This window comes from Pseudomonas sp. TKO26 (assembly GCF_003225665.1).
GTDB classification, from domain to species: domain Bacteria; phylum Pseudomonadota; class Gammaproteobacteria; order Pseudomonadales; family Pseudomonadaceae; genus Aquipseudomonas; species Aquipseudomonas saponiphila.
In genome coordinates, this window is sequence record NZ_QKLN01000010.1 from 1 (window position 1) to 25,201 (window position 25,201).

Genomic DNA, 25,201 nt, shown 5'->3' on the forward strand with positions numbered 1-25,201 from the left:
GTTCGCTACCCGCGGTGTCGCCGCCGCCACCGCACCGGCGACACCGCGGGTAGCGAACTGGGCCTGGAGTTTGTCGCTGGTCACCTGCGCCACCTGGGCCACCCCGGGGGCCGGCGAGTCCCGCTCGGTCGCCGCTGCTCCACGAAGCTGCTGCAACAGCGGCCCGTAGGCGGGCAAGCGGGCAATGGGCTCGACCCGCAGCAGTTGGGCCAAAGAGGCGCGCTGTTCGGCGGCCGGCCCCAGGTCGATGGCCTGGACTTGCCCCAGGTGCTGGTCCAACTGCGGCGCCGGCAGCTGGTAGCGGTTGCCGATCTGCACCAGTTGCTGGCGCAGCAACTGCACATAGAACTCCATGGCCTCGCCGGCGATCTCGTCGGCATCGATCTCCAGCGCCACCGGCGCCAGCACCCGCTCCTGATACTGCTCCTGCAGGTATTCGGCCAGACGCCGGGAGGACTGCCCGGCATCGCCCCGATTGTTCAGTGAATACCAGCCGACCTTCAGCGACAGCCATTCCTGGGTCCAGTAACCGCTGAACCAGGGAATGAATTGCTCGTCGGTCTGCTGGTAGACCCGGGTGCGCCAGTGCTCCATGGAGCCCTGGGCGTAGACTTCGGCCTGTCGCGTGGCGCTGCGGGAAGCATCGAGCAACTGGTTGTCGACCTGACGCCAAGTGGCCGGGCTGACCGGCGCCACTGCGACAGGCGCGGGGGCCCGGTGGACGCAGCCGGCGAACACCAGCAGCACGGCCAGCAGCCAATGGCGACAGCAGAGCATCGATGGCCGCAAGACAGATCCCTCCCGCAGAAGCTGCATCGGGCCCAACAGACTGCCCCGACGTTCCAGCAGTATAGGTAGCGCCGCTGCCGCGGCCGCGGGCCAAAGCATCACCGCGCACCGGGCTGTTTCCCGCGCCCGCAAGAAACCACTGCCCGTGCCCGCTGGCCCCGGGTATATTGCCCGCGCCACGGACCAGCCCCTGAACAAGGAACCCCCATGCTCTACCGCATCGCCGCCGACAGCCTGGTGCTGTTTCACCTGACATTCATCGTCTTCGTGCTACTGGGCGGCCTGCTGGTGCTGCGCCACCCACGGCTGATGCTGCTGCACCTGCCCGCCGCGGCCTGGGGCGTGGCGGTGGAAGTGCTGCACCTGGAATGCCCACTGACCCGCTGGGAAAACCTGCTGCGCCACGCCGCCGGCCAGGACGGCTACGGCGCCGGGTTCATCGAGCACTACCTGATCCCGCTGATCTACCCCGCCGGCCTGACCCCGGGCATCCAGCTGTGGCTGGGCAGCCTGGTGCTGCTGATCAACCTTTCGGTCTACGGCTATCTGGCACGGCGCTGGATCCGCACTCGCCACGCCTGAAGCCTCTGCCCTGATTACCCCTGCGGCCCGTCGGCCCCTGGCTTGGCGATCCGGGACGGCTCGGCCTCGCAGGCCTGGGTCAGCGCCTGCCAGGTGGCCTGATCAGCGGGGATCAGATGCTCGATGCGCAATGACGCCACAGTGATGTCCTGGGGCATGCCGAAAGTGGTGAAGGTGGAAAGAAAACGCAGCTCGCCCGCAGGCCCGCGCACCCGGGTCAGCAGCAACGGCGCGTTCAGGCTGGCGCCACCCGCTGACTCGCCGGGGCACGGCAGGCTCGCCAGCAGTGCCGCCAGCCCTGGCTGTTCCGTCGCTTCCCGGGCCGCTCGCTGCCATGCCACCTGACGGATCTCCTCGGCGTTGATCAGGCAATCGCCAAAACCGCCGGGCAGCAGCAAGCTCGCCAACAGATTGAATCCTTGCTCAACCGCCGCCAGCGGCAGCCCCAAGAGCCCGAACAAGGCGACGGTGGCGCGGTTGGCGGCCAGTACCTGCCAGCCGCTGTCGATGACAATCGCCGGCGCCGGGTTGTTGGCCTGGAGCAGGTGCAGCAGCGCCGCGCGCACCGGTTCCAGGCCCGGATCGTGCAATGGCAAGGCGGCATAACGGGGGGCGTAGCCGGCGGCGAGATACACCCGGTTACGTGTTTCCAAGGGGGTATCCAGGGTACTCAGCACGCTGTGCAGCAGCGCCGGGCTGGGCTGCGCCCGCCCCGTCTCGACACAGCTCAAGTGGCGCTGCGACATGCCCGCCTGCAACGCCAGGTCCAACTGGCTCAAGCGCGCCTGGCGCCGCAACTGGCGTAGCTGCGCACCGACCGACAGCGTTGGTGCCGGAACGCGTTCAAGGGGCTCGACCATCGGTTTTTGTCGTCCTCTGGGGGTGTAGGTGGAGGAGCTGGCGCGCCGCTCAGCGCACAGGCTTGAAAAAGATCAGTTCGGGGTCGCCCTCGTCCAGGTTCTCGACCACCCCGCTGGGCTGAAAGCCGGCTTTGGCCAGCAACCCCCGGGCCGGCACATCGTCGGGCCGAGCCTCACGAATCAACCGCGGGATACCTGGCGGGGGAAGCTGTTGCCGGTCGCTCATTGCTACTCATTCCTTGAAGCTGATTGTCGTCCTGCGCCGCCTAGCTGAGCGCTTGTGCCCCACGCCTGTCTATGACCTGAGAGGTCATTGAGTGGCCCAGGGGGTGCCACTTAGCCTGTTCGCTCCGCGTAGTTCAAGGAGTTTAACGATGAGCAATATCCTCTGGCGCCTATGCCTGGCGTTGTTTGCCGGCCATGAACTGGACGCCGTGGCCCAGGCCGAGTGGCGCCTGCTGTATGGCTTGCGCGACCTCGATCCGACGCTGGGCCCGCCGTGGTTCATTGCCCTGCATGTGCCCCTGTGCGTCGCCCTGATGTGGCTGGCCGGACACCCGCGCCAGGCCATACGCCGCACCAGCCGGCAGCTGTTCGCGGCCTTTGCCGTGGTTCACGCCGGGCTGCACTACAACCTTCAGCAGCACCCGCTGTACCTCTTCGACTCGCTGCTGTCGCAAACGCTGATCTTCGCCTGCGGCGCCACCGGCCTGCTCTACCTGATGCCGGGCCTGGGTCGGCAACGCCCAACATGCAGCGCCTGATCCCCTCCCCGCTCAAGGAACCCGCCATGTCCCGTCCCTACCTGGCCCTGATGGCCCTGCTGACCTTCAGTGCCTACACCCTGTTCACCCTGCTCCAGGCCGAGCAGTCGCTGCTGCAATTTGGCCTGCAACTGCTGGCGCAACCGGACACCGCACAGGTGGTCATCGACCTGTACCTGATGGCATGGCTGGCGGGGCTGTGGATGCTGCAAGACGCCCGAGCCCGCGGCCGTTCGGCGCGGTCGGTGCTGCCCTACCTGCTGCTCACGGCGGTCTTCGTGTCCATCGGCCCGTTGCTCTATCTGGTGGTCAACGGCTTTGGCCGAGGCGCGCCGCAGCGCGCCTGAGCGGCGACGGTTTCAAATCAGCCGCTGGATCTGCTTGTGCCGCCAGACCAGCTTGAAGTAGCCAACCTGCAGCACCAGCATGCTCAGGTAGGCCACCGGGAACGCCATCCACACCCCTTGCAGGCCGAAGTGCGCATCCAGCAGATAGGCCATCGGCACCTGCACCCCAAGGATGCAGAAAATCGAGATCGCCACCGGCATCAGCACCGTACCGCTGGCGCGCATGATGCCGCCCACCACCGCCTGGAAGCCGAACACCAGGATGCTCCAGAGCATGATGTGCAGCAGGTGTTCGGCCTGCATCAGGGCCGCCGGATCAATGATGAACAGCCCCAGCAGCCAATGGGAAATCAGGTAGCCGAGCAGCACCAGGGCTCCGGTCAGGCACAGGTTGATCGCCAGCCCCGTGCGCAGGATCGGGGTGATGCGTTCCAGGCGCCCGGCGCCGATGGCCTGGGCCCCGAGGATCGAGGCGGTGATGGCGATCGACAGTGCCGGGAACTGCACATAGTTGACGATCTGGGTCACCGCGCCATAGGCCGCCGTGGCCTGGGAGCCGTGGCGATTGACCAGGGCCAGGATCACCAGCTCGGACAGCGAGATCACCACCATCTGCACCCCGGTGGGCAAGCCGATGCGCAGCACCTTGCCGAGGATCGCCCGGTCCAGCTTCATTGCAGCGAACAGCGCCCGGTCCGGCGCCAGCGGGTGCGCCCGGCCGCTAAGGCGCCAGACCAGAAAGCCCATGGCCAGGACATTGCCCGCCAGCCCGGCGAATGCCGCACTCTGGATGCCCATCGGCGGCAACCCCAGCCAGCCGCGAATCAGCGCCGGGGTCAGGAGCAGGCCCGCCAGGGTCGAGACAATCAGCGCCAGCAGCGGCGACAGGGTATCGCTGACGCCACGCAGCAGCTGGGTATAGAGCACGAACACCAGCAGCAACGGCATGATCAGCATCATCACCCGGGCATAGCCCACGGCGGCGTCCAGCACATCCAGGGGCGTCCCCAACCCCTGCAAGGCCGGCCGCGCAAACAGCGTGCCCAGCACCGCCCCCAGCAACCCGATCAACGCCCCGAGCAACAGGCTACTGCCGGCCACCGCCTTGACCGTGCCCAGCTCCCGAGCGCCCCAGGCCTGGCCGATCAGCACCGAGGCGCCGGCCCCCAGGCCGATCACTAGGGCAATGAAGAAGAACACGATGGGAAACATCCCCGACACCGCGGCCAACGCCTGGGTCCCCAGCATCTGGCCGATGTAGATGCCGTTGAGGGTGCCGGAAAACGACTGCAGGAAGTTCGACAGCACCATGGGCAAGAGGAAGATCAGGTACACCTGCCAGAGTGGACGCTGAGCGGGAATGGACATGGGAACAGGCAACCTCGGATCAAGACGACAAAATGCCGCGACGCCCCCTGCAGCGCGGAGCTCGCGTCGGTCATGGACAGTACCGCGAAGAAGGCCGCCCGGGGTATTCCGGCTGTGCGGCGGCCTGAGGGTTATATCAGCGGTTGACGTCGACTACCACCTGCCCGCGCACCTTGCCTTCAAGCAGCTCGGCGGCCCAGGCGTGCCCTGGCATGTACCCGCTCAGGGTGCAGCCCCTGCCCTGCAGCGTTACCATTGGCCGCCGTTCCACCCTCACCGAATGGATTCCCGACCGTGTCCCACCTCCTGGAAAAAGCTGCCGCACGTGGCGATCTCATTGCACTCAAGCGCCTGCTGGACGCTGGCGCGGACCTTGAATGGCAGCACAAGGGCACCGGGCGCACCGCCCTGCTGGCCGCTACTATCGCCGGGCACCCGGCCGCCGTGGCACTGCTGCTGGAGCGCGGCGCGAATGTGCTGCAACAGTGCAAGGCCCTGGGTTACAGCTCGCTGGCCTGGGCCGCGAGCAATGGCGACCTGGCCTGTGCCGAGCTGCTGATTGCCCATGGCGCCGAGCTCGAACAAGCCTCCCCCGACCTGCGACGCACGGCCCTGATGCACGCCGCCCAAGCCGGCCACGAGGCGATGGTGGCCTTGCTGCTGAACGCTGGCGCCGATCCCCGGCCGCTGGACTTTCAGCAGCGCAACGCCTGGTCCCTGGCCCAAGAGCGGTTCCATGCCAGGGTCATGCAACTGCTCGAACAAGCCGGTGCCGGAGCACCACCGACCTCCACCCCAGCCCCTGGCCTGGCCTGGCCGGAGCCGCCGGAGGGAGGCGACTGCAGTGTCGACCCGGTCACCCAGGTGCGCGCCTATACCCTGGCCGTGGCCGCCTGGGAACAACGTGGCAACGCGGCGGGCCATGAGGCGCTCGATGCCGGCTTCTGGGCCGAACCGCAACAGCTCATCGAACGTTTCTGCACCCGGCGCCCACGAGCCTATCCGCGCGCGTCCTATGGTTTTCCCACGACCTATTCACCAGACGATGAGCTGCTCGGCAGCGAACGGCTCAAGCCCGCCCAGGCGCAAGTGCTGATGCGCGACCCGGCCGTTCGGGCACTGTGCTACGAGCACCGCTTCCTGCTCAAGCGGGTCGCCGGACAATGGCGGATCGACAGCGTCAAACGCCGCCTGGCCGGTACCCAGAAATGGGCCAGCGCCATCCTCTGACGAAAAACTCAGTGACCAGGACTGCAACGACCAAGGCAACACCTTTGCCCTGGCCTGCTACCAGGGCCGGGACGACAGCCGCTTTGCCTGCGAACGCCGTCTACCGGGTGGAAAACCGCTGGCACAACCATGACCGGACGGCCGCGTTGCTGATCCTGCGGCTGGCGATTTGGCGCGCCGCGGGCCAGCCGCAGGACATCGACTGAGCACGAAGGGCCGGGCCCGTGGTTGGCGAATACTGCCCCGCCCGTGGTTAAATGCCGCCCCGAAAAATGACCGGCCCTGCTGATGACACCTCTCGCCCTTGCCACCCTCAACCAGCACTTGCTGACCGCCCTGGCCGCCGCGCCCACCGAGACCCGGCGCCTGTTCCATGGCCGCGGCCGCTGCTGGCCGGGCCTGGAACAACTGACCGTGGACTGGTTGCAGGGCGTTCTGCTGGTGTCGCTGTTCAAGGAACCCGAGGCCGAGCAACTGGCCGCCTTGCGGCAACTGCTGACAGACCTGGGCTCGACCCCGCAGTGGGCCGCCAGTGGCGCCCGCAGCCTGATGCTGCAACACCGCTACCTGCCCGACAGCCATGGCGAGTGGCTGCTGGGCCAGCCGGTGGATTCCTGCACCATCACCGAGGAGGGCCTGCGCTACCAGGTGGACCTGGGCAGCAAGCAGAACAACGGGCTGTTTCTCGACATGCGCTATGGACGCAACTGGGTACGGGCCAACGCTCGGGGCAAGAACATCCTGAACCTGTTTGCCTACACCTGCGGTTTTTCCGTGGCGGCGATCGCTGGCGGTGCCGAACGCGTGGTGAACCTCGACATGTCCCGGGCGGCCCTGAGCCGTGGCCGCGACAACCACCGGCTCAATGGCCATGACACCAGTCGGGTAAGTTTCCTCGGGCATGACCTGTTCAAGTCCTGGAGCAAGGTCAAGCAAGGCGGGCCTTACGACCTGGTGATCATCGATCCGCCGTCGTTCCAGAAAGGCAGTTTTGTCCTCGGCAAGGACTATGCGCGGGTGCTGCGGCGCCTGCCGGAACTGCTGACGACCAATGGCTGCGTATTGGCGTGCATGAATGACCCGGCGTTCAGCGTGGACTTTCTTTTGCAAGGGGTGACGCAGGAGGCGCCGGGGCTGCGCTTTGAACAGCGCTTGGAGAATCCGCCGGAGTTTCCGGATGCCGATCCGCAGTGTGGGTTGAAGGCTTTGGTGTTTCGGCAGGGGGATTAGGGTTGGATTGGGCGCATGCCCCTGCGTAGGAGCTGGCTTGCCAGCGAAGACGTCCGCCCAAGCGCTGCATGCCTCGCGGGCCTCTTCGCCGGCAAGCCGGCTCCTACGAACAGCGCGTAAACGCGCTTGGCTTTGTGCAGGGGGCAGTCACCACTCCCGCCTTACAACTCCATCCGATACTCGATAACCCCCGGCTTGTACGCCACCCAGTCATACAGCCGCTGCGCCCGCTCGTTGCTTTCCTGGGTGTGCCAATACAAGCGCCCGCAGCGCCGTTCCCTGGCCTGCGCCTGCACCCACTCGATCAACAGCTTCCCCGCTCCGCTGCCGCGAATCGATGGGGCCACGTACAGGTCTTCCAGGTAGCAGAAGTCGCTGACGGCCCAGGTCGAACGGTGCAGCACCAGGTTGACGAAGCCGATCACTTCATCGCCCTGCACCGCCACCGCCGAATACATCGGTTCCTGGGCATCAAGGAAACGCTGGAACGTGGTGCGACTGATCTCTTCGCTCAACGTCACCTGATAGAAATCCTGATAGGCCAGCCACAGCGGCAGCCATTGCTGGTAATCCCCTGGCTGAATCGCCCGTACCGTCACCGCAGGTTGTTGATCGCTCATTGCGCGCTCCTCTTGATCATCCACACCGGGATCAGCCCCGGTCTTTGAAGAGCGCGCAGGTTAGCCCCAGAGTGGCTGGCTGTATCAGGCCAATTCAATGATCATCGCCAGACCACTTAATGGGCTGCCTCAAACCTCGGGCAGTTGATGGGTCACGCAATGAATCCCGCCGCCACCTGCGGCGATCGCATCGATGTCCAGCGCGATGACCTGCCGCCCGGGGTACAGGCCGGCGAGCAGGCTGTGGGCCTTGGCGTCGGCTGCCCGGTCGCCGAACTGTGGAGCGATCACCGCGCCATTGATCACGAAGTAGTTGATGTAGCCGGCGGCGAAATCCGGGTTGTCGCGGCTGAAGCGGTTCTGCCGCGGGTTCAGTGGTGGCGACAGGGTGTGCACCTGCAGCGCGCGGCCATCGGCGTCGCGGGCGGAACGGAGGATCTCCAGGTGCTTGAGGGTCACTTGGTGGTCGTAGGATTCAGGATCGTTGTCCAGGTTGGCCACGACCACCCCCGGTTTGACGAAGCGCGCGTAGAAGTCGACGTGGGCGTCGGTGATGTCGTGGCCCTTGATCCCCGGTAGCCAGATGATCTTGCGCAGGCCGAGGCAAGCCTTGAGTTCCTCTTCGACCTCGGCCTTGCTCCAGCCAGGATTGCGGTTGTCGTTGATCCAGCTGCTTTCGGTCATGATCCCGGTGCCGCGCCCGTCGACCTCGATGCCGCCACCCTCGCCCACCAGTTCGCTGCGCCAGTAGCGGGCACCGGCGGCGTCGGCCATCTGCCGCGCCAGCCGGGCGTCCTTGGCGTGGCGCTGTTTGTTGCCCCAGCCATTGAAGTTGAAATCCACCGCGCCCAATCCACCTTGCGCATCAACGATGAAGTTGGCGCCGATGTCGCGCATCCAGATGTCGTCCAGTTCGGTGCTGACAAAGGTGATGTTGTGCGAGCCGCAGAGTTGCTCCGCCAGGCCCCGCTCCTGCGCCCGGCAGAACAAGGTCAAGGGTTGATAGGCGGCAATCGCCCGGGCAATGCGCCCCTGGGCTTGCTGCACGTCGCCGGTGAAGTCCTCCCAGATGGCGTCCTGGGCACCGAAGGCCATGAAGGCCCGCTGCTGGGGCTCGCCTTCATCGGGCAGGTAACCGTTGTCCTGCTCGCGGGCCCGGGCATTGCGCGGTCCCAGGCCGAGGGTGGTCATGGCGGCGACACCGGCCAGCAGCGAGGCCTGTTTGATCAGTTGACGTCGGGTGGGCATGGGGCGGTTCTCTTGTCGAAGGCGTTGCTGGAAAAGATTCGGGGTGGCGCGGGCCTTCGCCGGCAAGCCGGCTCCTACGTGGCAGTGTAGGGGCCGGCTGGCCGGCGAACCGCATCGCGCGCGGTCAGTGGCGGGCGGCGGTGGCGGTCTTGAACTGGGTCCAGGTGCGCATGCGCGCGCGCATGTCGGCCTGGGGGATATCGCGGCCGGGAATCAGGCGTTCGAAGGTGGCGTCATCCGGGTAGATATCCGGGTTGTTGCGCATCTGCGGATCGACCGCCGGCCGCGCCTTGGCATTGGCCGTGGGGTAGCCGGTGAAGTTGCTGATGGCCGCCATGTTCTCTGGCCGCGTGACAAAGTTGATGAAGGCATAGGCGTATTCCGGGTGCCGGGCATCCTTGGGGATCGCCAGGGTGTCCATCCACACCGTGGTGCCCTCACGGGGAATGCGGTACTGGAACTCGACCTGCTTGCCCGCGGCATCGGCCGCGCGCTGGGCCTGGGTCATGTCGCCGCTGTAGCCCAGGGACAGGCACAGGTTGCCATTGACCAGGTCGGTCACCGGCTGCGACTGGAACTTGCGGATGTACGGCCGCAACTTGCCCAGCAGTTGGCTGGCCGCCTGCAGGTCCTCGGGCCTGGCGCTGCGCGGATCGCGTCCCAGGTAGTTGAGCGCCACCGCCAGCACTTCGTCCGGCGAATCGATCAGCGAGATCCCGCAATCGGCAAAGCGCGCCGCCAGCTCCGGCTTGAACAGCAGGTCCAGGCTGTTGACCGGCGCATCGGGCAGGCGCTCGGCGATCTGCCGGGCGTTGTAGGTCAGGCCGATGGTGCCCCAGGTATAGGGCACCGTGGCCTGGCTGGCGCGCGGGTACTGGGCCCGCAGGCGCTTGAGGCCGGGCTCGATGTCGTCCTGCCCGGTCAGCTTGCTTGGGTCCAGTTGCTGCAGGCTGCCAGCACGCATCAGGCGCTCGGCCACGGTATCGCCGGGGAAGATCAGGTCGTAGCCGCTGCCGCCGGTCATCAGCTTGGCCTCCAGCACCTCGCTGCCCTCCATCACGTCGTAGATCACCTTGATCCCGGTTTCGGCGGTGAAGCGCGCCAGGGTGTCTGCGGCGAAATAGTCGGCCCAGTTGTACAGGCGCAGGGTCTGGTCCTCGGGTTCGGCCTGGGCCTGGAGCGCGACCAGGGCCAGGGCCAGCCAGCTGGCGCAATGGCGTTTCCAGCGTTTGCCTATGATTCGCATGTCATGCCTCCCGGCCGTTCCAGCGTGAATGAAGGTGTTGCCCGTCAAGACTCAGCAGCGGCCCGTACATCTCGGGCCGCCGGTCGCGGAAGATGCCCCAGGTGCGGCGCTCTTCGGCCATGGCGGCCAGATCCAGAGACTGCAACAGGACCCCGCTGCTGTCGCGGTCGGCCTCGGCCAAGAGCCGGCCCTTGTGGTCGCAGATGAACGACGAGCCATAGAAATCCATGTGCAGGGCCGGGTCGCTGGTAGCCACTTCATGGCCGACGCGGTTGGCCGCCACCACCGGCAGCAGGTTGGCCGCGGCATGCCCGCGCATGGTCATCTGCCAGTGATCCCGCGAGTCCAGATCGGCACTGCCCGGTTCACTGCCGATGGCGGTGGGGAACAGCAACACTTCGGCGCCCTGCAAGGCCAGGCAGCGGGCAGTCTCGGGGAACCACTGGTCCCAGCAGATGCCAATGCCCAGGCGGCCGAAGGCCGTGTCCCAGACCCGGAAACCGGTGTCGCCGGGGCTGAAGTATTCCTTCTCCTGATAGCCCACGGCGTTGGGAATATGGGTCTTGCGGTACACCCCCAGCAGGCGGCCGTCGGCATCGGCGACGCTCAGGGAGTTGAAATAGGCGGTGCCGGCCCGTTCGAACCAGCTCAGGGGCAGAACCACCCCCAGCTCCCCGGCCAGGGCGGCGAAGCGCTGGAGCACCCGGCTCTGGGCATACTCCTCGGCCAGGGCCAGGTGCTGGTGCTGCTGCTCGATGCAGAAGTACGGGGTAGCGAACAGCTCCTGCAGCAGGATCACCTGGGCGCCGCGGGCCGCTGCTTCGCGCACCAGCTGTTCGGCGCGTTCCAGGTTGCCGGGCAGGTCCCAGGTGCAGGGCATCTGGGTGGTGGCGACGATCAACCGGCTCATGCCTGCACCTCCAGCGGCCAGCGCGGCTGCTGCTGGGTGATGCAATGCACACCGCCGCCGCCATGGGCCAGGTGGTTGATCCGCACCGGCACCACTTGCCGCCCGGGGAAGGCCCGGGCCAGCACCTGGGCCGCTTCCTGGTCGGCGGCGATGCCATAGGCCGGCATGATCACCGCGCCATTGGCCAGGTAGAAGTTGGTGTAGGAGGCGCAGAACACCTCGGCCTGGCTGTCCACCGCGGCGCTGGCCTCGAACAGCTCGATCAGCTCGAAACGACGGCCCTGGGCATCCCGGGCCAGCTCCAGCGCACGGCGGTTCTCGCGCACCACTTCGGCGTAGGCCGAGCCCTGGTCGTGGGTCGCGTCCACCAGCAAGACACCCGGGCGGGCAAAGGCGCAGATCCCGTCGACATGGCCATCCGTCATGTCGCCGGTGACATGGTCCGGGTCCCCGGGCAGCCAGATGGTCTTGCGCACCCCCAGCAGGCGCTGGAAGATCGCCTCGATCTCGGCCTTGCTCAGGCCCGGGTTGCGATTGCGGTTGAGCAGCACCGATTCGGTGGTGATCAGGGTGCCCTCGCCGTCCACATGGATGGCCCCGCCTTCATTGGCCAGGGGCGTGCCGAAACAGTCCAGCCCCAGGTCGTCGAGCAGGCGTCGGGCCAGGCTGCGGTCCAGGTCGTGGGCCGATTTGTCGCCCCAGGCGTTGAAGCGCCAGCTGACACCGGCCAGCCCATGCTGCGGATGGCCGATGAAGGTCGGGCCGGAGTCGCGGCACCAGCTGTCGTTCACCGGCTGCACCAGCAAATGCACAGCCTCGGTGCACAGCGCCCGGGCGCTGTCCAGGGCCGAGGGGTCCACCACCAGCTTTACCGGTTCGAAGCGCGCAATGGCATTGGCCACCCGGGCGAAATCCGCTTGCACCTCGGCCAGGGTCACGCCCCAGACCGACTCCCACAACCCCTGGTTGTGCGGCCAGACCATCCAGGTCGCGGCGTGGGCAACCCACTCGGCGGGCATCTTCCAACCCGGGTATTGACTGTCATTGCTAAGCATGGCGCTGCACCTCTGAAGTAAGGTTTTGTTATCAATCGACCGAGCCGGCCGAACCATGGCGCCCATGCTATGGCTTTGAAAAAACCGCAACAAACGATAGATTTAGCCCATTTCTGATTAGCTGGACTTATCAATCATGTTGAAACACTGGCCTCCCCTGAATGCCCTGCGCGGCTTCGAAGCCGCCGCGCGCCTGGGCAGCTTTCACCAGGCGGCGCAGGAACTGCACCTCACGCAATCGGCCATCAGCCAGCAGATCCGCAGCCTGGAAAACTTTCTCGAACAACCGCTGTTCTACCGCAGCGGGCGCAGCGTGACCCTGACCGACGCCGGCCACGATCTGCGCAGCACCACCCAGTCGCTGCTGCAGCAACTGGCGGTGGGCATCCGCCGCCTGGAGCAGTACCGCAAGCCCAACCAACTGGTGGTCAACACCAGCCCGGCCTTCGCCCGCCACTGGCTGCTGCCGCGCCTGGGGGAGTTCCATCGCCTGCACCCGGAAGTCGACCTGTGGCTGTTCACCAGCTTCGAGCCGCCAGACATGAGCACCCAGACCATCGACCTGACCCTGCGCGACGACCTGAGCGCCCAGGCCGAATGCAGCTACCTGGAGCTGTACAGCGATCGCCTGTACCCGGCCTGCCACCCCAGCGTGCTGGAGCAGCCCGAAGCGCTGCGCACCACCTTGCATGGCGAACGGGAGATGGACTGGAGCCATTGGCTGGTGGAAGGCGGCGCGGACATTGGCCAGCGCAACAACGGCCTGAACTTCTCCGACCCGGGCCTGTTGCTGGACGCCGCCTGCGCGGGCCACGGCATTGCCCTGGTCAGCCAGTTGCTGACCCAGCAGGCCCGGGCCCAGGGCTTGCTGGCCCCGTTGTGTGAACAGAGCGTGCGCGGCCCGACCTGGGCCTGGCTGATTCACCGCGACAGCGAAGGCAGCCCGCTGACCCGCAGCTTCTGCGAGTGGTTGCTGGGCGCCTTGCAAGTCCCGGCCGAGCCATGAGCGGCGGGCGCAAAACCGTTTTCCATTCCTGGTGGTAACCCCGCGCAAGGCGGCGCCTTAAGCTGGCGCCGGTGCAATCCGCATCGCCTTCCAGGAGCCGCCCGTGCCCCCGACCCACGACATCAACTGGCCGTTGTGGCTGTCCACCATGCTGCCCATGGCCCTGAGCGCCGGGCCCGGCAACCTGATGGTGGCCAGCTCCGGCGCCCGCAGCGGCGTGCGCCGCTCGCTGCGCTTCATCCTCGGCCTCGATGTGACTTACTGGCTGCTGGCCCTGCTGGTGGGGCTGGGGCTGTATCACAACCTGGCGGCGCAACCGCAATGGCTCTGGGGCCTGCGGCTGGCCGGCAGCCTGTACATTTTCTGGCGCGGCCTGCGCCTGTTGCTGCGCTCGCGGGGCTTGTCCGCCGTGCCGGACGCGCCCCTGGGCTTTCGCGATGGCGTGCTGCTGCAATTGGGCAATGTGCAGGGCCTGGTGATGTTGCTGGTGATGTTCTCGACCTTCAGCCCCGGCACCGACGCCGGCAGCGCCGTGGTGCTGGTGCTCAGCGCCGCACTGATCGCGGTCAATCTGTTCGGCCACCTGCTCTGGGCCGGCCTGGGCTCCAGCCTGCAGGTGTTGATGCGCGACCGACCGGGGTTGCTGGTGGCGCAGAACGCCCTGTTCGGCTTGCTGTTGATGGCGGTGGCCGTGTGGATCTTCCTGCGCGGCGCCTAGCTCGCCCCCCCTCACCCGCCCTGCAGCCCGTGACGCGCCAGCAGCTCACAGAGAAACGCCACCACCCGGTCGACCCGCTCCTGACCCTGGGTCGCCTGGTTGCGCAACAGCCAGATATCGGCACGGTGAACCGGGGTCTGGGGCAACACCCGGAGCAGGCCCAAAGGCTCGGCAATATAGACCGGCAAGGCGGCGATCCCCAGCCCCGCCTGCACCGCCTTGAGCTGCGCTTCCAGGTTGCCGGTGCGCATCCACAGCGGCTGGCCGCCGCTGAGCTGGTCCAGCCAGCGAGCCAGGGGCAGGTGCTCCAGTGTCTGGTTCCAGCCAATCAGCGAATGCTGGCCCAGGTCCGCCGGTTGCTCGGGGCAACCCTGGGCCGAGGCATAACCTGGGGAACAGAACAGGGCCTGGGTCAGCTCGCCAACCCGACGCAGGGTGAAGTTTCCGGCCTCCGGCCGCTGCAGGCGCAGCAGCAGATCACTGTGGCTCTGAGTGAGCTTGACCGAGCGCGCGGCATTGACGAAATCGAAGCTGATCTGCGGGTGCTGCAGGCGAAACTGCGCCAGCGCGGGAATGATCAGGTGGCTGCCCATCAGCTCCGGGCAGTCAATGCGCACCACGCCCGCCATGCGCGCACCGGGCTGGGACATCTGCCGTGCCATCAGCTGGAAACGCTCTTGCGCCTCCAGGGCCATGGGCAACAAGGCCTGGCCGGCCTCGGTGAGGAAATAGCCCTGGGTGGTCTTCATGAACAACAGCACGTTCAAGGCCTGCTCCAGCACCAGGATCTTGCGTGAAACCGTCGACGCGGACACCTTCAGCGCCTGCCCGGCGTCGGTGATGTTGCTGGCATTGGCCACAGCGATGAAAAACCGCAGATCGTCCCAGTTCACCTTTACCTGCCCTGTCCCTGAAAACCCTGGCCCGGGATCTTATGCGATATTGCCGGGACGGCGTTCAGACTTTTCTCCGTTAAAGTACGCCAGATCTTTACTGCCCATGGATCAGGGACCTCTCATGCTGGAACTGCACACCACCCGCCTGCACCTGCGCCCCTTGAGCGCCCATGACTGGGAGCTGTTTCTGAGCCTGCACAGCGACCCGGACAACCTGCGCTATGTCTGCGACCCGCTGTCCCGTGACCAGATCGAGGAACGCTTCACCTCGCGCCTGCCGCGCTGGGACTTCGACTCGACACACTGGCTGTGCCTGGTGATCCGCGACCGCCAGAGCGGCGAGGACCTGGGCCTCACCGGCCTGCGAATCAGCGACCGAGACGCCGCCGAAGCCGAGGTCGGCTACCTCCTGGCCCGCCATCACCAAGGCCGGGGCGTGGCCGCGGAGTCGCTGCGCGGGCTGATGGAACACGCCCGCCAGCACCTGGGCATCAAGCGCCTGGTGGCCACCGTCACCGACGGCAATGCCGCCTCCTGCCAGGTCCTGGAAAAGTGCGGTTTCGTCTTCCTGCGCCGCGACGAGCGGGCCTTCCGCCAGGGCGGCGAAGACTTCGACGACCTGATTTTCAGCTGCCACCTGACGGCCTGAACCCGGATTGGCCACGACGGCACCACCCTTGCACCGTGGTTTTTTCTTGACAGCAAAAAATCTCAACGGCTATTGTCTGACAACCTGACTGCCACGGTTTTTCCTTCCCATGCTCGAACTCCAGCGACCTGACTCCCTCGTTGTCCGCGTGGTCAATGCGATCCGCAGCGAGATCGATTCCGGCCGCTTGGCCCCCGAATCACGCCTGCCGACCGAGCAGCAACTGGCCGAGCAGTTGAACGTCAGCCGCTCGGTGATTCGCGAAGCCATCGCCCAGCTCAAGGCCGACGGTGTGCTGATCGCCCGGCGGGGCCTGGGTTCGTATATTTCCAAGACCCCGGCTGGCACCGTGTTCCGTTTTCCCCAGGGCAACGGGCGCTTGCCGGACCTGGCGCAGATGTTCGAGATGCGCTTGTGGATCGAAACCCAGGCGGCGTCGATCGCCGCCCAGCGCCGTGACGCCGCCGACCTGCAACGGATGCAGCAGGCCCTGCAGGAAATGCACGACAAGCGCAGTGATTTCGAAGCCGCGGGGCTGGCCGACGTGGAGTTTCACCGGGCCATCGCCGAGGCCAGCAAGAACGACTATTTCGTGGCCTTCCATGATTTTCTGCGCAGCCAGCTAACCAGTGCCCGCAAGGCCGCCTGGGAGAACTCGGCGCTGCGCATGGTCGGCGGTTCCGCCGATGCCACCCAGGAACACCAGGCGCTGTACCAGGCGATTGCCGCCGGCGACCGCCAGGCCGCGGCCGGCTGCGCCGATGCCCACTTGCGCGCCGCGGCCAAGCGCCTGGGCCTGGAGCTGCCCACTATCGATTAAGCACAGCGGCACGCTTGAGGCTTCAAGCGCTGCAGCGCGGGATTTTGTCGGATTAGTTAGTCTGACAACCTGATAACCAGACCTAAACAGATCAGAGCCAAGGTATCCAAGAACAATGACTTACGACTTTTGCATCATCGGCGGCGGCATCGTCGGCCTGGCCACGGCGATGGAGATCCTCAAGCGCCAGCCCGGCGCTTCGCTGGTGATCCTGGAAAAGGAAAACGTCCTGGCCAGGCACCAGACCGGGCACAACAGCGGGGTGATCCACGCCGGCATCTACTACGCGCCGGGCAGCCTCAAGGCCGACCTGTGCAAGCGCGGGGCCGAGGCCACCAAGCAGTTCTGCCGCGAACACGGGATCAAGTTCGAGGTCTGCGGCAAGGTGCTGGTGGCGTCCAATGCCTTGGAAATGGAACGCATGGAGGCCTTGTACCAGCGCTCGCAACAGAACGGCCTGAAGGTCGAGCGCCTGGATGCCGAGCAACTGCGCCAGCGCGAACCGAACATCGTCGGCCTCGGCGGGCTGTTCCTCGACGCCACCGGCATCGTCGACTACCGCGAAGTCTGCGAAACCATGGCCCGGGTGATCCGCCGCGAGGGCGGCGAGATCTGCCTCAGCCAGACCGTCACCGCCATCCAGGAAAGCGCCGACAGCGTCACGGTCAGCAGCCATGGCGGCAGCTGGCGGGCGAAGAAACTGGTGGCCTGCGCCGGCCTGCAATCGGACCGCCTGGCGGTGATGGCCGGGGTGAAGATCGACCACCAGATCATCCCCTTCCGTGGCGAGTACTTCCGTCTGCCGGCGGCGAAGAACAACATCGTCAATCACCTGATCTACCCGATCCCCGACCCGGAGCTGCCGTTCCTCGGCGTGCACCTGACCCGCATGATCGACGGCAGCGTCACCGTCGGCCCCAACGCGGTACTGGGCCTGGGCCGGGAGAACTACCGCAAGTTCTCCATCAACTGGCGCGACGTGGCGCAGTACGCCAGCTTCCCCGGGTTCTGGAAAACCATCTGGCAGAACCTGGGCTCCGGCACCACCGAGATGAAGAACTCGCTGTTCAAGTCCGGCTACCTGGAGCAGTGCCGCAAGTACTGCCCGTCCCTGCAGATCGAGGACCTGCTGCCCTATGAGGCAGGCATTCGCGCCCAGGCGGTGATGCGTGACGGCAGCCTGGTGCACGATTTCCTGTTCGCCCAGACCCCGCGCATGTTGCACGTGTGCAACGCGCCCTCGCCCGCCGCCACCTCGGCGATTCCCATTGGCTCGATGATCGCCGACAAGATTTTCCAGGCCGACTGAAACACAGGCGCGGCACGCCTTGTGCCGCCCGGATTTACCTCGACATGCCCTTTTGGGCGCGCCGAGCACGACTCGCGTCAACTCGACAATAAATACAATGATTCATGAGGAAGTACGGAAATGACCGCAGTTGAAACCAGCAGTACTGCAGCGCAAACCCCACAACAAACCCAGAAACGCCTGCGCAAGGTCGCGGCGGCCACCATCTTCGGCTCAATGCTGGAGTGGTACGACTTCTACCTCTACGCCACCATGGCGGCCATCGTCTTCTCGAAGATCTTCTTCGATAACAGCAACCCGAAAAACGCCACGCTGATGGCCTTCTCGACCTTTGCCATCGGTTTCATTGCCCGGCCCTTCGGCGGCATCCTGTTCGGCTACCTGGGCGACACGTTCGGCCGCAAGCAGGTGCTGGTGCTGACCTTCTGCCTGATGGGCGTATGCACCGCGCTGATCGGCCTGATCCCCAGCTACGCCTCGATCGGCATCTGGGCGCCGATCCTGCTGGTGGCGATCCGCATCATCCAGGGCCTGGGCGCCGGTGCCGAACTGTCCGGCGCGGCGGTCACCTCCTACGAACACGCCAGCGAAGGCAAGCGCGGCAGCCAGGGCGCCTGGCCGGCACTGGGGCTGAACCTGGGCCTTTTGCTGTCGTCGCTGACCATCTACCTGCTGACCATCAACGGCAACGAGTTCCTGCTGGCCGGCGGGTGGCGCATTCCGTTCGTCTGCAGCATCGTCCTGGTGGCGGTCGGCCTGTGGGTGCGCAACAGCATTCCGGAAACCCCGGAGTTCAAGGAGCTGAGCAAAGAGAGTCAGAAAGCCAAGGTCTCGCCGCTCAAGGCACTGTTCAAGAACGACCTCAAGGGCCTGGCCGTGGTGTTCTTCGTCGCCATTGGCTACAACGCCCTGAGCTACATCTTCAAGACCTTCTCCCTGGCCTACCTGACCCAGTACAAGAACGTCGATGTGCACGTCACTTCGCTGTCGGTGACCATCGCCAGCCTGATCGCCATCGTCGCCGTACCGTTCTTCGGCTGGCTGTGCGACAAGTGGAGCAGCAAAACCGTACTGATCCTCGGCGGGGTGTTCTCGGTGCTGTTCGCCTACCCGTTCCTGGCCCTGCTCAACACCGGTGAAAGCCTGATGATCTACATCGCCATCGGCGTCGGCACCGGCATCCTGGCGCCGATGATGTTCGCGCCACAAGGCTCGTTCCTCAGCCGCCAGTTCCCTACCGCCACCCGCTCCTCGGGCTTTGGCACCGGGCGCGAAATCGGCACCGCGATTGCCGGCGGCCTGGCGCCGCTGGGGGCTCTGTCCCTGGTCACCGCCTCGGCCACTCACTCCACCGACGGCGTGGTGATCATCCTCGCGGTCGCCGCCGTGCTGGTGGTGGTGTTCGCCCTGTGCGACCAGGGCCACAAGCACTCGGCGTTCAAGAACTGACGCGGTGTTGAACCCTCCACAGCGCCGCTGGCGGCCTGTGGAGCCCCGCCAGAGTTGCCGTCACATTCGATGAGGCCAGCGCACCAACCTGATGCGGCCATCCTCCTCAGGCCAGCAGCACCTCGATCCCCAACTGCCGATAGCCCTGGATATCCGCCTCAGGCACTTCATGCTCGGTGACCAGTCGCCGCAAGCGCTGGCACGGCACCACCACAAAGGGCTCCATGGCGCCGAGCTTGTCGGCGGTGGTCACGGCAATCACCTCGGCGGCACTGTCGAACATCGCCTGCTTGATCGGCACCTCATCAAAATGCAGGGAGCTGAGGCCGATCTCCGGGTGAATCGCACAGACCCCGGTGAACATAAGGTCGGCCTTGATCCCCTGGATCATCCGCAGTGCTTCATGGCCACTGGCGGACAGGGTGGCCGGATTGAGCTGGCCGCCCACCAGAATCACCTTGATCCCGGGGTATTCGGCCAGGGCCACGGCAATCATCGGCGCGGCGGTGACCGCGGTCAGGCGGATGTCGGCCGGCAGGGACTGGGCGATATGCAAGGTGGTGGAACCGGAGTCGAACAGCACCGTCTGGCCGTCCTGCACCCATTGCACGGCATATTGCGCCAGACGCAGTTTCGCCTCGTTGACTTCACCCACCCGGGTGAAATAGTCCTTGCCGCTGTCCTTGGGCCTTGGCAGCGCGCCGCCGTGGACCCGCTGCACCAGCCCGGCAGCATCCAGTTCGGCGAGGTCGCGGCGGATGGTGTCTTCGGACACCGCGAAGTGCCGGCTCAGCTCGGCGGCCATGACCTTGCCGTCACGTTCCAGGAGCAGGAGGATCTTTTGCCGACGCAGGGATGGCAGCTCGGCTGCCGGGTGCTGGTTTTGCATGTTTATGCCCGATCTTGCAGGTTTGTGCGAGATTAACCAGGCCATGGGGCAAAAACAAGCTTGCCCAGCGCTTTGGCGCGGGCTCTCGCCGGGCAGCTCAGCCTGTGCTTGGTCAACAGGCAGGCACTGCCAAGAAGCATTGCCAGCAGCTCATCCGCGGCCTGGACAACGATGCCGAAGACCGACTGGCGCGCGCCAGGGACCGCGCTGCAGGCTCAGGAGCGCGACGAGGCGGCCGCTGCGGGCAACTGCACACCCTGGCGACCGGCAATCAGGATCAGGACCACCGACAGCAACGCACAGGCCGCCCCCAGCAGGATCGACGCGGCATACCCCTGATACAGGTCGAACAGCAGCCCCCCCAGGCTGCCGCCCACCAGCGCGGCAATACCTACCGAGACGTACAGCGCACCCAGGATCGCCCCCAGGTGCCTGGTGCCAAACCAGGTGGCGGCAACCGAGGGGTAGAGCGCAATGCATCCGCCATTCGCCACGCCAAAGAGCACGGCAAACAGCGCAAGCGTCACGAAACCCTGGGCACCGACCCAGAACAGGTTGAGAGCGACCAGAGCGCCGGTCAGTAGCAACAGCAGGCGGCGCGCGCCCAGGCGGTCGCCGAGGGTGCCGAGAAAAAGCCGGCCGGCCACGTTGCCCGCGCCGATCAAGCCGATCAGCAGGTTGGCCTGGGTGGTGGAGATGGCGAATTGCTGGGCATAGGGATTGATGTGCACCAAGGCGATGAACAGCCCCACCGAACCGCAGAAGATCGCCCCGAAGTACCACCAGAACCGCGCGCTTGCGAGGGCTTCGGCTAGGCGCATCCCGCCCTGCTGGCTGGTTTGCGGCCCCGCCGAACTAGCACTTGGTTGATCACCATCGGGAAGCAGGCCGAGTTCCTGCGGTTGGCCTCTGACCAGCATCGCCACCCACAGTCCGCTCACCAGGATCACCAGCGCAAAGAGGCGCATGGTGGTTTCCCAGGAGAAATGCTGCATCAACAGGCCGGCCGCCAGTGGCCCGATAAAGGTCCCCACGCCGGTTCCCGCAAGAGCGATCCCCGAGGCCTGGCTGCGGTTCCGGACAAACCAGCGCTGGACCGCAGTGACCGTGGGCACATAGACCAGGCCGACGCCCAAACCGACCAACGAACAGAAGGAAGCGATAAACAGCTGCAACGACCCTGAGGCCTTGCTACTGACGAAAAAGCCCAGGGCCAGCAGCATGACCCCTGCGCTCACCACTGCCCGTGTGGAAAAACGATCAGCCAGCGAACCTGAAACCACGCCAATGGCGTAGTAGATGAACGCGGTGAGGGAAAACACCGAAGCCACGGAAAACCGCCCGGCATCGAAGTTGGCCTGCAGGTGAGAGAAAAAGGCCCCGAAGGAATAGGCCGCACCAAAGATCAGCGCCAGCAAGACGTGCGCCGCAAACACCAGATACCAGCCCGGGAATACCTTGGTTTTCATCTCTGCCTCCTTTCTGATCCGGTTGCAGGAACCCGGCTGCGACTAAGGCCGGCTCAGGGTGGCGGCGTGGACGCGCTCGACACTGGCGCCCCGCTCCCAATGCCATGCACTTGGACCGCGACGCCCCGCGCCATGACTAGTGCACTTCTGTATATACATGTAAATGCAAAATCGTGACCATCTTTCGCGGCAGGTCGTTGAGAAAGCTGCCGAACCCGCCTTCTGTCAGGTGAAATGCTTTGCGCGACAAGCTGTTAGGCGCGTTCAAGAAAAATGTCCGACGCCAAGGATGCAGACCAGCCGAACCCGGCCCGCCCAAATTCATGAGAAGCCCTGTAACAAGCTGCCGGGAAGTTGTGTGCGGTAACACCGCCAGTGACAGGCGCGGACAAGCCTGCCGGCACTGGCAGCGTCTACTGCCATGGGGTCAGACCAGGCGGAGTCCGCGGGCGGGGGCCTGCAATGCCTCTTCCCCCAGGCGCTCGCGTACCAGCGCCTGGGCTTGCCGGGTCATCTGGTCCAGCTGCCGGTCGCGCTTCTTTTCCGCTTCCAGCATGGCCTTGCGCCCGTGCTGGGTCAGCAGGTAGGTGTGGATCTGCCGCACTTCCACTGACTGGTAGATCGGCGCCACGTCGAGTACCGCCAGCAGGCCGTCGCTGCCTTGGTCTTGGGTATTCATCAGCACCTGCGGACCGCGAGCGCCCAGCAGTTGAAAGCCCAGGGCCTCGAAGCACGCCACCTTGGCCACGTGGCAGGCCAGCTCGGCATGGGGGTAACGCCCACGCATGGCCTCCAGCATCTGCCGGGCAATGCCCTGGCGCCGATGGCTTTGCAGCACCGCCATGTAGGCCACGGCGCAGGCCTGGGGATCGTCCTTGAGCGGCAGGTACAGGGTGAAACCCAGCACCTTTTCAGGGTCCTGAGTGTCGGTGGCCACCACCAGTTCCACCGCAATCCCCCGGGAGCCGTCCATGGCCTGCAGGTACAGGTGCACCTCGTAGCCGACGCCGTACTGGTACAGGTTGTACAGCGGGTTGCTGGGGGTGATGGCCACCGCGCTGATGTCGCTGATGTAGTCCACCACCATCTGCTGGATCTGGCTCTGGATGGCTTCAGGCGGCGGGGCTTGGAACAGAGTGATGCTGGACATCGAGGCGGTGACTCCGAGGATGGGGGCATGCCCGGGCATGGCGGGCGGCGCCATGATAACCCGCCGTAGGCCGCCCGGGCGCAGCAGCACGCCAGCGCGACGGGCAGGCTGGGTCGGCGGACAAGCAGGAAATGGATTGAGGAAGTTGCAGATGCCGGCCGGACCGGCAGGTGGCGAGCCCTCTTGCAGGGCCTCGCAACCGGCACAGGAGACGGCGGCACGCTGGCCGCCGCAGTGCCCCGCCCGACGAACGCGGGCGGGGCCGAGGCTTACAGCGCCATGTCGGCCGCTGGGTTGCTCTCGGGCTTGGCCATGCTGGCCGGAGCCTGGGGTGCTGCACCTTTCACCGCAGGCGGCGGAGTCAGTTGCAGCACTTCGGCGGTGTAGGCCCACTCTTTGGCCACACGCTCGGGGCTGTCGTTCAGGGCGGTGCCGTAGCTCGGTACGATCTGCTTCAGCTTCTCTTGCCAGGCCGGGGTCGCGACCTGGTCCTTGAAGACTTTCTGCAGCACGCTGAGCATGATCGGCGCGGCGGTCGAGGCACCTGGGGAGGCGCCCAGCAGGCCGGCGATGCTGCCGTCCTGGGACGCGACGATCTCGGTGCCGAGTTTCAGCACGCCGCCCTTCTCTTCGTCACGCTTGATGATCTGCACGCGCTGACCGGCCTGCCACAGGCGCCAGTCTTCTTTCTTGGCGTTGGGGAAGTATTCCTTCAGGGCGTTGAAGCGGTCGTCATCCGACAGCATCAGCTGGCCGGCCAGGTATTCCACCAACGGGTACTGTTCGATGCCGACTTTGGTCATCGGCCAGAAGTTGTGGGTGGTGGTGCTGGTCAGCAGGTCGAAGTACGAACCTTCCTTGAGGAACTTGGTGGAGAAGGTGGCGAATGGGCCAAACAGGATCACTCGCTTGCCGTCCAGCACGCGGGTGTCCAGGTGCGGAACCGACATCGGCGGTGCGCCCACCGAAGCCTTGCCGTAGGCCTTGGCCAGGTGCTGCTCGGCCACAGTAGCGTTGTCGGTCACCAGGAACGAGCCACCCACTGGGAAGCCGGCGTATTCGTTGGCCTCGGGAATGCCCGACTTCTGCAGCAGGTGCAGGGCACCGCCACCGGCGCCGATGAACACGAACTTGGCGTCGGTCTCGGTTTTCGAACCGTCCTTGAGGTTCTTGTAGGTCACGCGCCACGAGCCGTCTTTATTGCGCTCGATGTCCTGCACTTCGCTGGACAGCTTGAGGGCAAAGTTCGGCTGGGCCTGCAGGTGGGCGACGAACTGGCGAGTGATCTCGCCGAAGTTGACGTCGGTGCCGATCGGGGTCCAGGTCGCGGCGATCTTCTGCGCCGGATCACGACCTTCCATCATCAGTGGCACCCACTTCTTGATCTGCTCGGCGTCTTCGGAGTACTGCATGCCGCTGAACAGCGGGCTGGCCTGCAGGGCCTCGTAGCGAGCCTTCAAGAACTTGATGTTGTCATCGCCCCAGACGAAGCTCATGTGCGGCGTGGAGTTGATGAACGAACGCGGGTTCTTCAGCACGCCGTTCTTGACCTGCCAGGACCAGAACTGCCGGGAAATCTGGAACGCTTCGTTGATCTCGATGGCCTTGGCGATCTCGATCTTGCCGTCCTTGCCTTCCGGGGTGTAGTTCAGCTCGGCCAAAGCGGAGTGACCGGTGCCGGCGTTGTTCCAGCCGTTGGAGCTTTCTTCTGCCACGCCGTCCAGGCGCTCGACCATCTCCATCGACCAATCCGGCTGCAGCTCATTGAGCCAGACCCCGAGGGTCGAACTCATGATGCCGCCACCGATCAGCAGCACATCCACTTTCTTCGGCTCAGCCGCGTGCGCGGTCGTGAGGCCTATCGACATCGCCAGCCCGATCAGGGCCGTGTTCACTTTCTTCAACATTCTGTAGTACCTACGATAGAACGCCATCCGCCGCCCCATCCTCGATCCTGCGCACTCGGCACCTGGCGAAACAGGCATTTCGCAGGCCCTGGACACACGCATTCATAAAGAACTGGAGGGTGGGCACACAAGGCCGACGAGACTGGCTCGACCTCAGTTTTATATCGCTCGGGCGCTGACTTCTTGTCGTTTTTGGCTTCAGCTACTTGAGTGACACTTGTTTCTCAGGACACATCACGGGGCACCGCCTGCCGGCTGCGCAGCCCCACTCCTTTCACCGGCACCGGCCTGGGCACGACGCACAATGCCGGCACCCATCTGCACGGGGCCAGCAGGAAAAGAAGGGTCGGGTTCAACCAAAGAAGGTCAACGAACACTGCCTGATATTGCATTCGGCAGGTTTGCCCGGACACTCCCGCCCATTTGCAAGGACCCGATCAGGCCACTTGAAGCAAAGCACGGGGGAGGTATTTGCGCACAAACGATGAACCGATTCAGCGCAAGAATATCATTACGGCATCAGCCTGTCTTGGCCGGAGCGGCTGCCCTGGGCTCCGGACAAACCGCGACCCACTACGACACCCGCCGCAATCAATGCGTCACAACGACGCTGGCCGATCAGCGCATCACAGCTCTGCATTGCGCCTTGGCGGGCAGCGATGGGGCGGGCATCATGAGCCCCCGCATCAC

Annotated in this window: 26 protein-coding genes; 12 read left to right on the forward strand and 14 right to left on the reverse strand. The window is 65.4% G+C overall.

What is annotated here, in order from left to right:
- Positions 1–789: hypothetical protein (locus tag DNK59_RS15950; protein WP_256596404.1), on the reverse strand; the 789-nt coding region annotated here is incomplete at its 3' end.
- Positions 790–996: 207 nt separating this feature from the next.
- Between DNK59_RS15950 and DNK59_RS15955 the strand changes: the two genes are divergently transcribed.
- Complete coding sequence (locus DNK59_RS15955) at positions 997–1,371, forward strand: DUF2784 domain-containing protein (protein ID WP_092315625.1); 375 nt, start codon at positions 997–999, stop codon at positions 1,369–1,371.
- 14 nt (positions 1,372–1,385) lie between these two features.
- On the opposite strand, the gene DNK59_RS15960 is transcribed toward DNK59_RS15955, so the two are convergent.
- Positions 1,386–2,231, reverse strand: coding sequence for a helix-turn-helix domain-containing protein (locus DNK59_RS15960; RefSeq protein ID WP_110723816.1), 846 nt, complete (start codon positions 2,229–2,231; stop codon positions 1,386–1,388).
- Between the two features lie 49 nt (positions 2,232–2,280).
- Positions 2,281–2,457, reverse strand: a complete 177-nt coding sequence (locus tag DNK59_RS32115) for a hypothetical protein (protein ID WP_256596407.1) — start codon at positions 2,455–2,457, stop codon at positions 2,281–2,283.
- Positions 2,458–2,605: 148 nt separating this feature from the next.
- Between DNK59_RS32115 and DNK59_RS15970 the strand changes: the two genes are divergently transcribed.
- Positions 2,606–2,995: a DUF6713 family protein gene (locus DNK59_RS15970; protein ID WP_110723817.1), complete on the forward strand. Its 390-nt coding sequence runs from the start codon at positions 2,606–2,608 to the stop codon at positions 2,993–2,995.
- Between the two features lie 26 nt (positions 2,996–3,021).
- Positions 3,022–3,342, forward strand: a complete 321-nt coding sequence (locus DNK59_RS15975) for a DUF2834 domain-containing protein (RefSeq protein WP_092315631.1) — start codon at positions 3,022–3,024, stop codon at positions 3,340–3,342.
- A 12-nt stretch (positions 3,343–3,354) separates the two neighbouring features.
- On the opposite strand, the gene DNK59_RS15980 is transcribed toward DNK59_RS15975, so the two are convergent.
- Positions 3,355–4,710 carry an MATE family efflux transporter gene (locus DNK59_RS15980; RefSeq protein WP_110723818.1) on the reverse strand — a complete coding sequence of 452 codons (1,356 nt, stop codon included), beginning with the start codon at positions 4,708–4,710 and terminating at the stop codon, positions 3,355–3,357.
- Between the two features lie 294 nt (positions 4,711–5,004).
- Between DNK59_RS15980 and DNK59_RS15985 the strand changes: the two genes are divergently transcribed.
- The 3 genes from DNK59_RS15985 to DNK59_RS15990 all read left to right on the forward strand — a co-directional run bounded on the left by DNK59_RS15985 (position 5,005) and on the right by DNK59_RS15990 (position 7,170).
- A complete protein-coding gene (locus tag DNK59_RS15985; protein ID WP_110723819.1) occupies positions 5,005–5,940 on the forward strand; it encodes an ankyrin repeat domain-containing protein in 936 nt (311 codons plus the stop codon).
- 83 nt (positions 5,941–6,023) lie between these two features.
- On the forward strand, positions 6,024–6,146 hold the full coding sequence (locus DNK59_RS32120; RefSeq protein ID WP_256596410.1) for a hypothetical protein: 123 nt from the start codon (positions 6,024–6,026) through the stop codon (positions 6,144–6,146).
- A gap of 82 nt (positions 6,147–6,228) precedes the next feature.
- Entirely contained in the window at positions 6,229–7,170 is a 942-nt protein-coding gene (locus DNK59_RS15990; protein ID WP_110723820.1) for a class I SAM-dependent methyltransferase, read from the forward strand.
- Positions 7,171–7,331: 161 nt separating this feature from the next.
- Here DNK59_RS15990 and DNK59_RS15995 read toward each other — a convergent pair whose 3' ends face one another.
- From DNK59_RS15995 to DNK59_RS16015, 5 genes are all read right to left on the reverse strand, one after another.
- A complete protein-coding gene (locus tag DNK59_RS15995) occupies positions 7,332–7,790 on the reverse strand; it encodes a GNAT family N-acetyltransferase (RefSeq protein WP_110723821.1) in 459 nt (152 codons plus the stop codon).
- A 129-nt stretch (positions 7,791–7,919) separates the two neighbouring features.
- The gene (locus DNK59_RS16000; RefSeq protein ID WP_110723822.1) at positions 7,920–9,038 is read right to left on the reverse strand and encodes an agmatine/peptidylarginine deiminase; all 1,119 of its coding nucleotides are present in this window, start codon (positions 9,036–9,038) and stop codon (positions 7,920–7,922) included.
- A gap of 124 nt (positions 9,039–9,162) precedes the next feature.
- On the reverse strand, positions 9,163–10,284 hold the full coding sequence (locus DNK59_RS16005; RefSeq protein ID WP_110723823.1) for an extracellular solute-binding protein: 1,122 nt from the start codon (positions 10,282–10,284) through the stop codon (positions 9,163–9,165).
- 1 nt (position 10,285) lies between these two features.
- Entirely contained in the window at positions 10,286–11,194 is a 909-nt protein-coding gene (gene aguB / locus DNK59_RS16010) for an N-carbamoylputrescine amidase (RefSeq protein WP_092315643.1), read from the reverse strand.
- Positions 11,191–12,249: an agmatine/peptidylarginine deiminase gene (locus DNK59_RS16015; RefSeq protein WP_110723824.1), complete on the reverse strand. Its 1,059-nt coding sequence runs from the start codon at positions 12,247–12,249 to the stop codon at positions 11,191–11,193. Before DNK59_RS16015 ends, aguB begins: the two co-directional genes overlap by 4 nt.
- Before the next feature lie 136 nt (positions 12,250–12,385).
- Between DNK59_RS16015 and DNK59_RS16020 the strand changes: the two genes are divergently transcribed.
- Together DNK59_RS16020 and DNK59_RS16025 are read left to right on the forward strand one after the other, a co-directional pair.
- A complete protein-coding gene (locus DNK59_RS16020) occupies positions 12,386–13,255 on the forward strand; it encodes a LysR family transcriptional regulator (RefSeq protein ID WP_110723825.1) in 870 nt (289 codons plus the stop codon).
- A gap of 103 nt (positions 13,256–13,358) precedes the next feature.
- Positions 13,359–13,973 (forward strand): LysE family translocator, encoded by a 615-nt coding sequence (locus DNK59_RS16025; protein ID WP_110723826.1) that lies wholly within the window; start codon positions 13,359–13,361, stop codon positions 13,971–13,973.
- A gap of 11 nt (positions 13,974–13,984) precedes the next feature.
- On the opposite strand, the gene DNK59_RS16030 is transcribed toward DNK59_RS16025, so the two are convergent.
- The gene (locus DNK59_RS16030; protein WP_110723827.1) at positions 13,985–14,866 is read right to left on the reverse strand and encodes a LysR family transcriptional regulator; all 882 of its coding nucleotides are present in this window, start codon (positions 14,864–14,866) and stop codon (positions 13,985–13,987) included.
- Between the two features lie 124 nt (positions 14,867–14,990).
- Here DNK59_RS16030 and DNK59_RS16035 point away from each other — a divergent pair, with 124 nt between their 5' ends.
- From DNK59_RS16035 to DNK59_RS16050, 4 genes are all read left to right on the forward strand, one after another.
- On the forward strand, positions 14,991–15,518 hold the full coding sequence (locus tag DNK59_RS16035) for a GNAT family N-acetyltransferase (protein ID WP_110723828.1): 528 nt from the start codon (positions 14,991–14,993) through the stop codon (positions 15,516–15,518).
- Between the two features lie 109 nt (positions 15,519–15,627).
- On the forward strand, positions 15,628–16,338 hold the full coding sequence (locus tag DNK59_RS16040; RefSeq protein ID WP_047303688.1) for a FadR/GntR family transcriptional regulator: 711 nt from the start codon (positions 15,628–15,630) through the stop codon (positions 16,336–16,338).
- A 115-nt stretch (positions 16,339–16,453) separates the two neighbouring features.
- Positions 16,454–17,647 (forward strand): L-2-hydroxyglutarate oxidase, encoded by a 1,194-nt coding sequence (lhgO, locus tag DNK59_RS16045; RefSeq protein ID WP_092315655.1) that lies wholly within the window; start codon positions 16,454–16,456, stop codon positions 17,645–17,647.
- A gap of 120 nt (positions 17,648–17,767) precedes the next feature.
- Entirely contained in the window at positions 17,768–19,096 is a 1,329-nt protein-coding gene (locus tag DNK59_RS16050; RefSeq protein WP_110723829.1) for an MFS transporter, read from the forward strand.
- Between the two features lie 106 nt (positions 19,097–19,202).
- Here the strand turns inward: DNK59_RS16050 and DNK59_RS16055 are convergent, their stop codons facing one another.
- The 4 genes from DNK59_RS16055 to mqo form a co-directional block, all read right to left on the reverse strand.
- Positions 19,203–19,985: a DeoR/GlpR family DNA-binding transcription regulator gene (locus tag DNK59_RS16055; protein ID WP_110723830.1), complete on the reverse strand. Its 783-nt coding sequence runs from the start codon at positions 19,983–19,985 to the stop codon at positions 19,203–19,205.
- A 215-nt stretch (positions 19,986–20,200) separates the two neighbouring features.
- A complete protein-coding gene (locus DNK59_RS16060) occupies positions 20,201–21,454 on the reverse strand; it encodes an MFS transporter (protein WP_110723831.1) in 1,254 nt (417 codons plus the stop codon).
- 427 nt (positions 21,455–21,881) lie between these two features.
- Positions 21,882–22,604: a GNAT family N-acetyltransferase gene (locus DNK59_RS16065; RefSeq protein WP_110723979.1), complete on the reverse strand. Its 723-nt coding sequence runs from the start codon at positions 22,602–22,604 to the stop codon at positions 21,882–21,884.
- A 269-nt stretch (positions 22,605–22,873) separates the two neighbouring features.
- The gene (gene mqo / locus DNK59_RS16070; protein ID WP_092315665.1) at positions 22,874–24,511 is read right to left on the reverse strand and encodes a malate dehydrogenase (quinone); all 1,638 of its coding nucleotides are present in this window, start codon (positions 24,509–24,511) and stop codon (positions 22,874–22,876) included.
- Between the last annotated feature and the right edge of the window lie 690 nt (positions 24,512–25,201).

Excerpts from the sequence above, each read along its gene's own strand:
- DNK59_RS15955 (WP_092315625.1), top strand. The coding sequence starts at position 997 with ATGCTCTACCGCATCGCCGCCGACAGCCTGGTGCTGTTTCACCTGACA.
- DNK59_RS15960 (WP_110723816.1), bottom strand. The coding sequence starts at position 2,231 with ATGGTCGAGCCCCTTGAACGCGTTCCGGCACCAACGCTGTCGGTCGGT.
- DNK59_RS32115 (WP_256596407.1), bottom strand. The coding sequence starts at position 2,457 with ATGAGCGACCGGCAACAGCTTCCCCCGCCAGGTATCCCGCGGTTGATT.
- DNK59_RS15970 (WP_110723817.1), top strand. The coding sequence starts at position 2,606 with ATGAGCAATATCCTCTGGCGCCTATGCCTGGCGTTGTTTGCCGGCCAT.
- DNK59_RS15975 (WP_092315631.1), top strand. The coding sequence starts at position 3,022 with ATGTCCCGTCCCTACCTGGCCCTGATGGCCCTGCTGACCTTCAGTGCC.
- DNK59_RS15980 (WP_110723818.1), bottom strand. The coding sequence starts at position 4,710 with ATGTCCATTCCCGCTCAGCGTCCACTCTGGCAGGTGTACCTGATCTTC.
- DNK59_RS15990 (WP_110723820.1), top strand. The coding sequence starts at position 6,229 with ATGACACCTCTCGCCCTTGCCACCCTCAACCAGCACTTGCTGACCGCC.
- DNK59_RS15995 (WP_110723821.1), bottom strand. The coding sequence starts at position 7,790 with ATGAGCGATCAACAACCTGCGGTGACGGTACGGGCGATTCAGCCAGGG.
- DNK59_RS16000 (WP_110723822.1), bottom strand. The coding sequence starts at position 9,038 with ATGCCCACCCGACGTCAACTGATCAAACAGGCCTCGCTGCTGGCCGGT.
- DNK59_RS16005 (WP_110723823.1), bottom strand. The coding sequence starts at position 10,284 with ATGCGAATCATAGGCAAACGCTGGAAACGCCATTGCGCCAGCTGGCTG.
- aguB (WP_092315643.1), bottom strand. The coding sequence starts at position 11,194 with ATGAGCCGGTTGATCGTCGCCACCACCCAGATGCCCTGCACCTGGGAC.
- DNK59_RS16015 (WP_110723824.1), bottom strand. The coding sequence starts at position 12,249 with ATGCTTAGCAATGACAGTCAATACCCGGGTTGGAAGATGCCCGCCGAG.
- DNK59_RS16020 (WP_110723825.1), top strand. The coding sequence starts at position 12,386 with ATGTTGAAACACTGGCCTCCCCTGAATGCCCTGCGCGGCTTCGAAGCC.
- DNK59_RS16035 (WP_110723828.1), top strand. The coding sequence starts at position 14,991 with ATGCTGGAACTGCACACCACCCGCCTGCACCTGCGCCCCTTGAGCGCC.
- DNK59_RS16040 (WP_047303688.1), top strand. The coding sequence starts at position 15,628 with ATGCTCGAACTCCAGCGACCTGACTCCCTCGTTGTCCGCGTGGTCAAT.
- lhgO (WP_092315655.1), top strand. The coding sequence starts at position 16,454 with ATGACTTACGACTTTTGCATCATCGGCGGCGGCATCGTCGGCCTGGCC.
- DNK59_RS16050 (WP_110723829.1), top strand. The coding sequence starts at position 17,768 with ATGACCGCAGTTGAAACCAGCAGTACTGCAGCGCAAACCCCACAACAA.
- DNK59_RS16055 (WP_110723830.1), bottom strand. The coding sequence starts at position 19,985 with ATGCAAAACCAGCACCCGGCAGCCGAGCTGCCATCCCTGCGTCGGCAA.
- DNK59_RS16060 (WP_110723831.1), bottom strand. The coding sequence starts at position 21,454 with ATGAAAACCAAGGTATTCCCGGGCTGGTATCTGGTGTTTGCGGCGCAC.
- DNK59_RS16065 (WP_110723979.1), bottom strand. The coding sequence starts at position 22,604 with ATGTCCAGCATCACTCTGTTCCAAGCCCCGCCGCCTGAAGCCATCCAG.
- mqo (WP_092315665.1), bottom strand. The coding sequence starts at position 24,511 with ATGTTGAAGAAAGTGAACACGGCCCTGATCGGGCTGGCGATGTCGATA.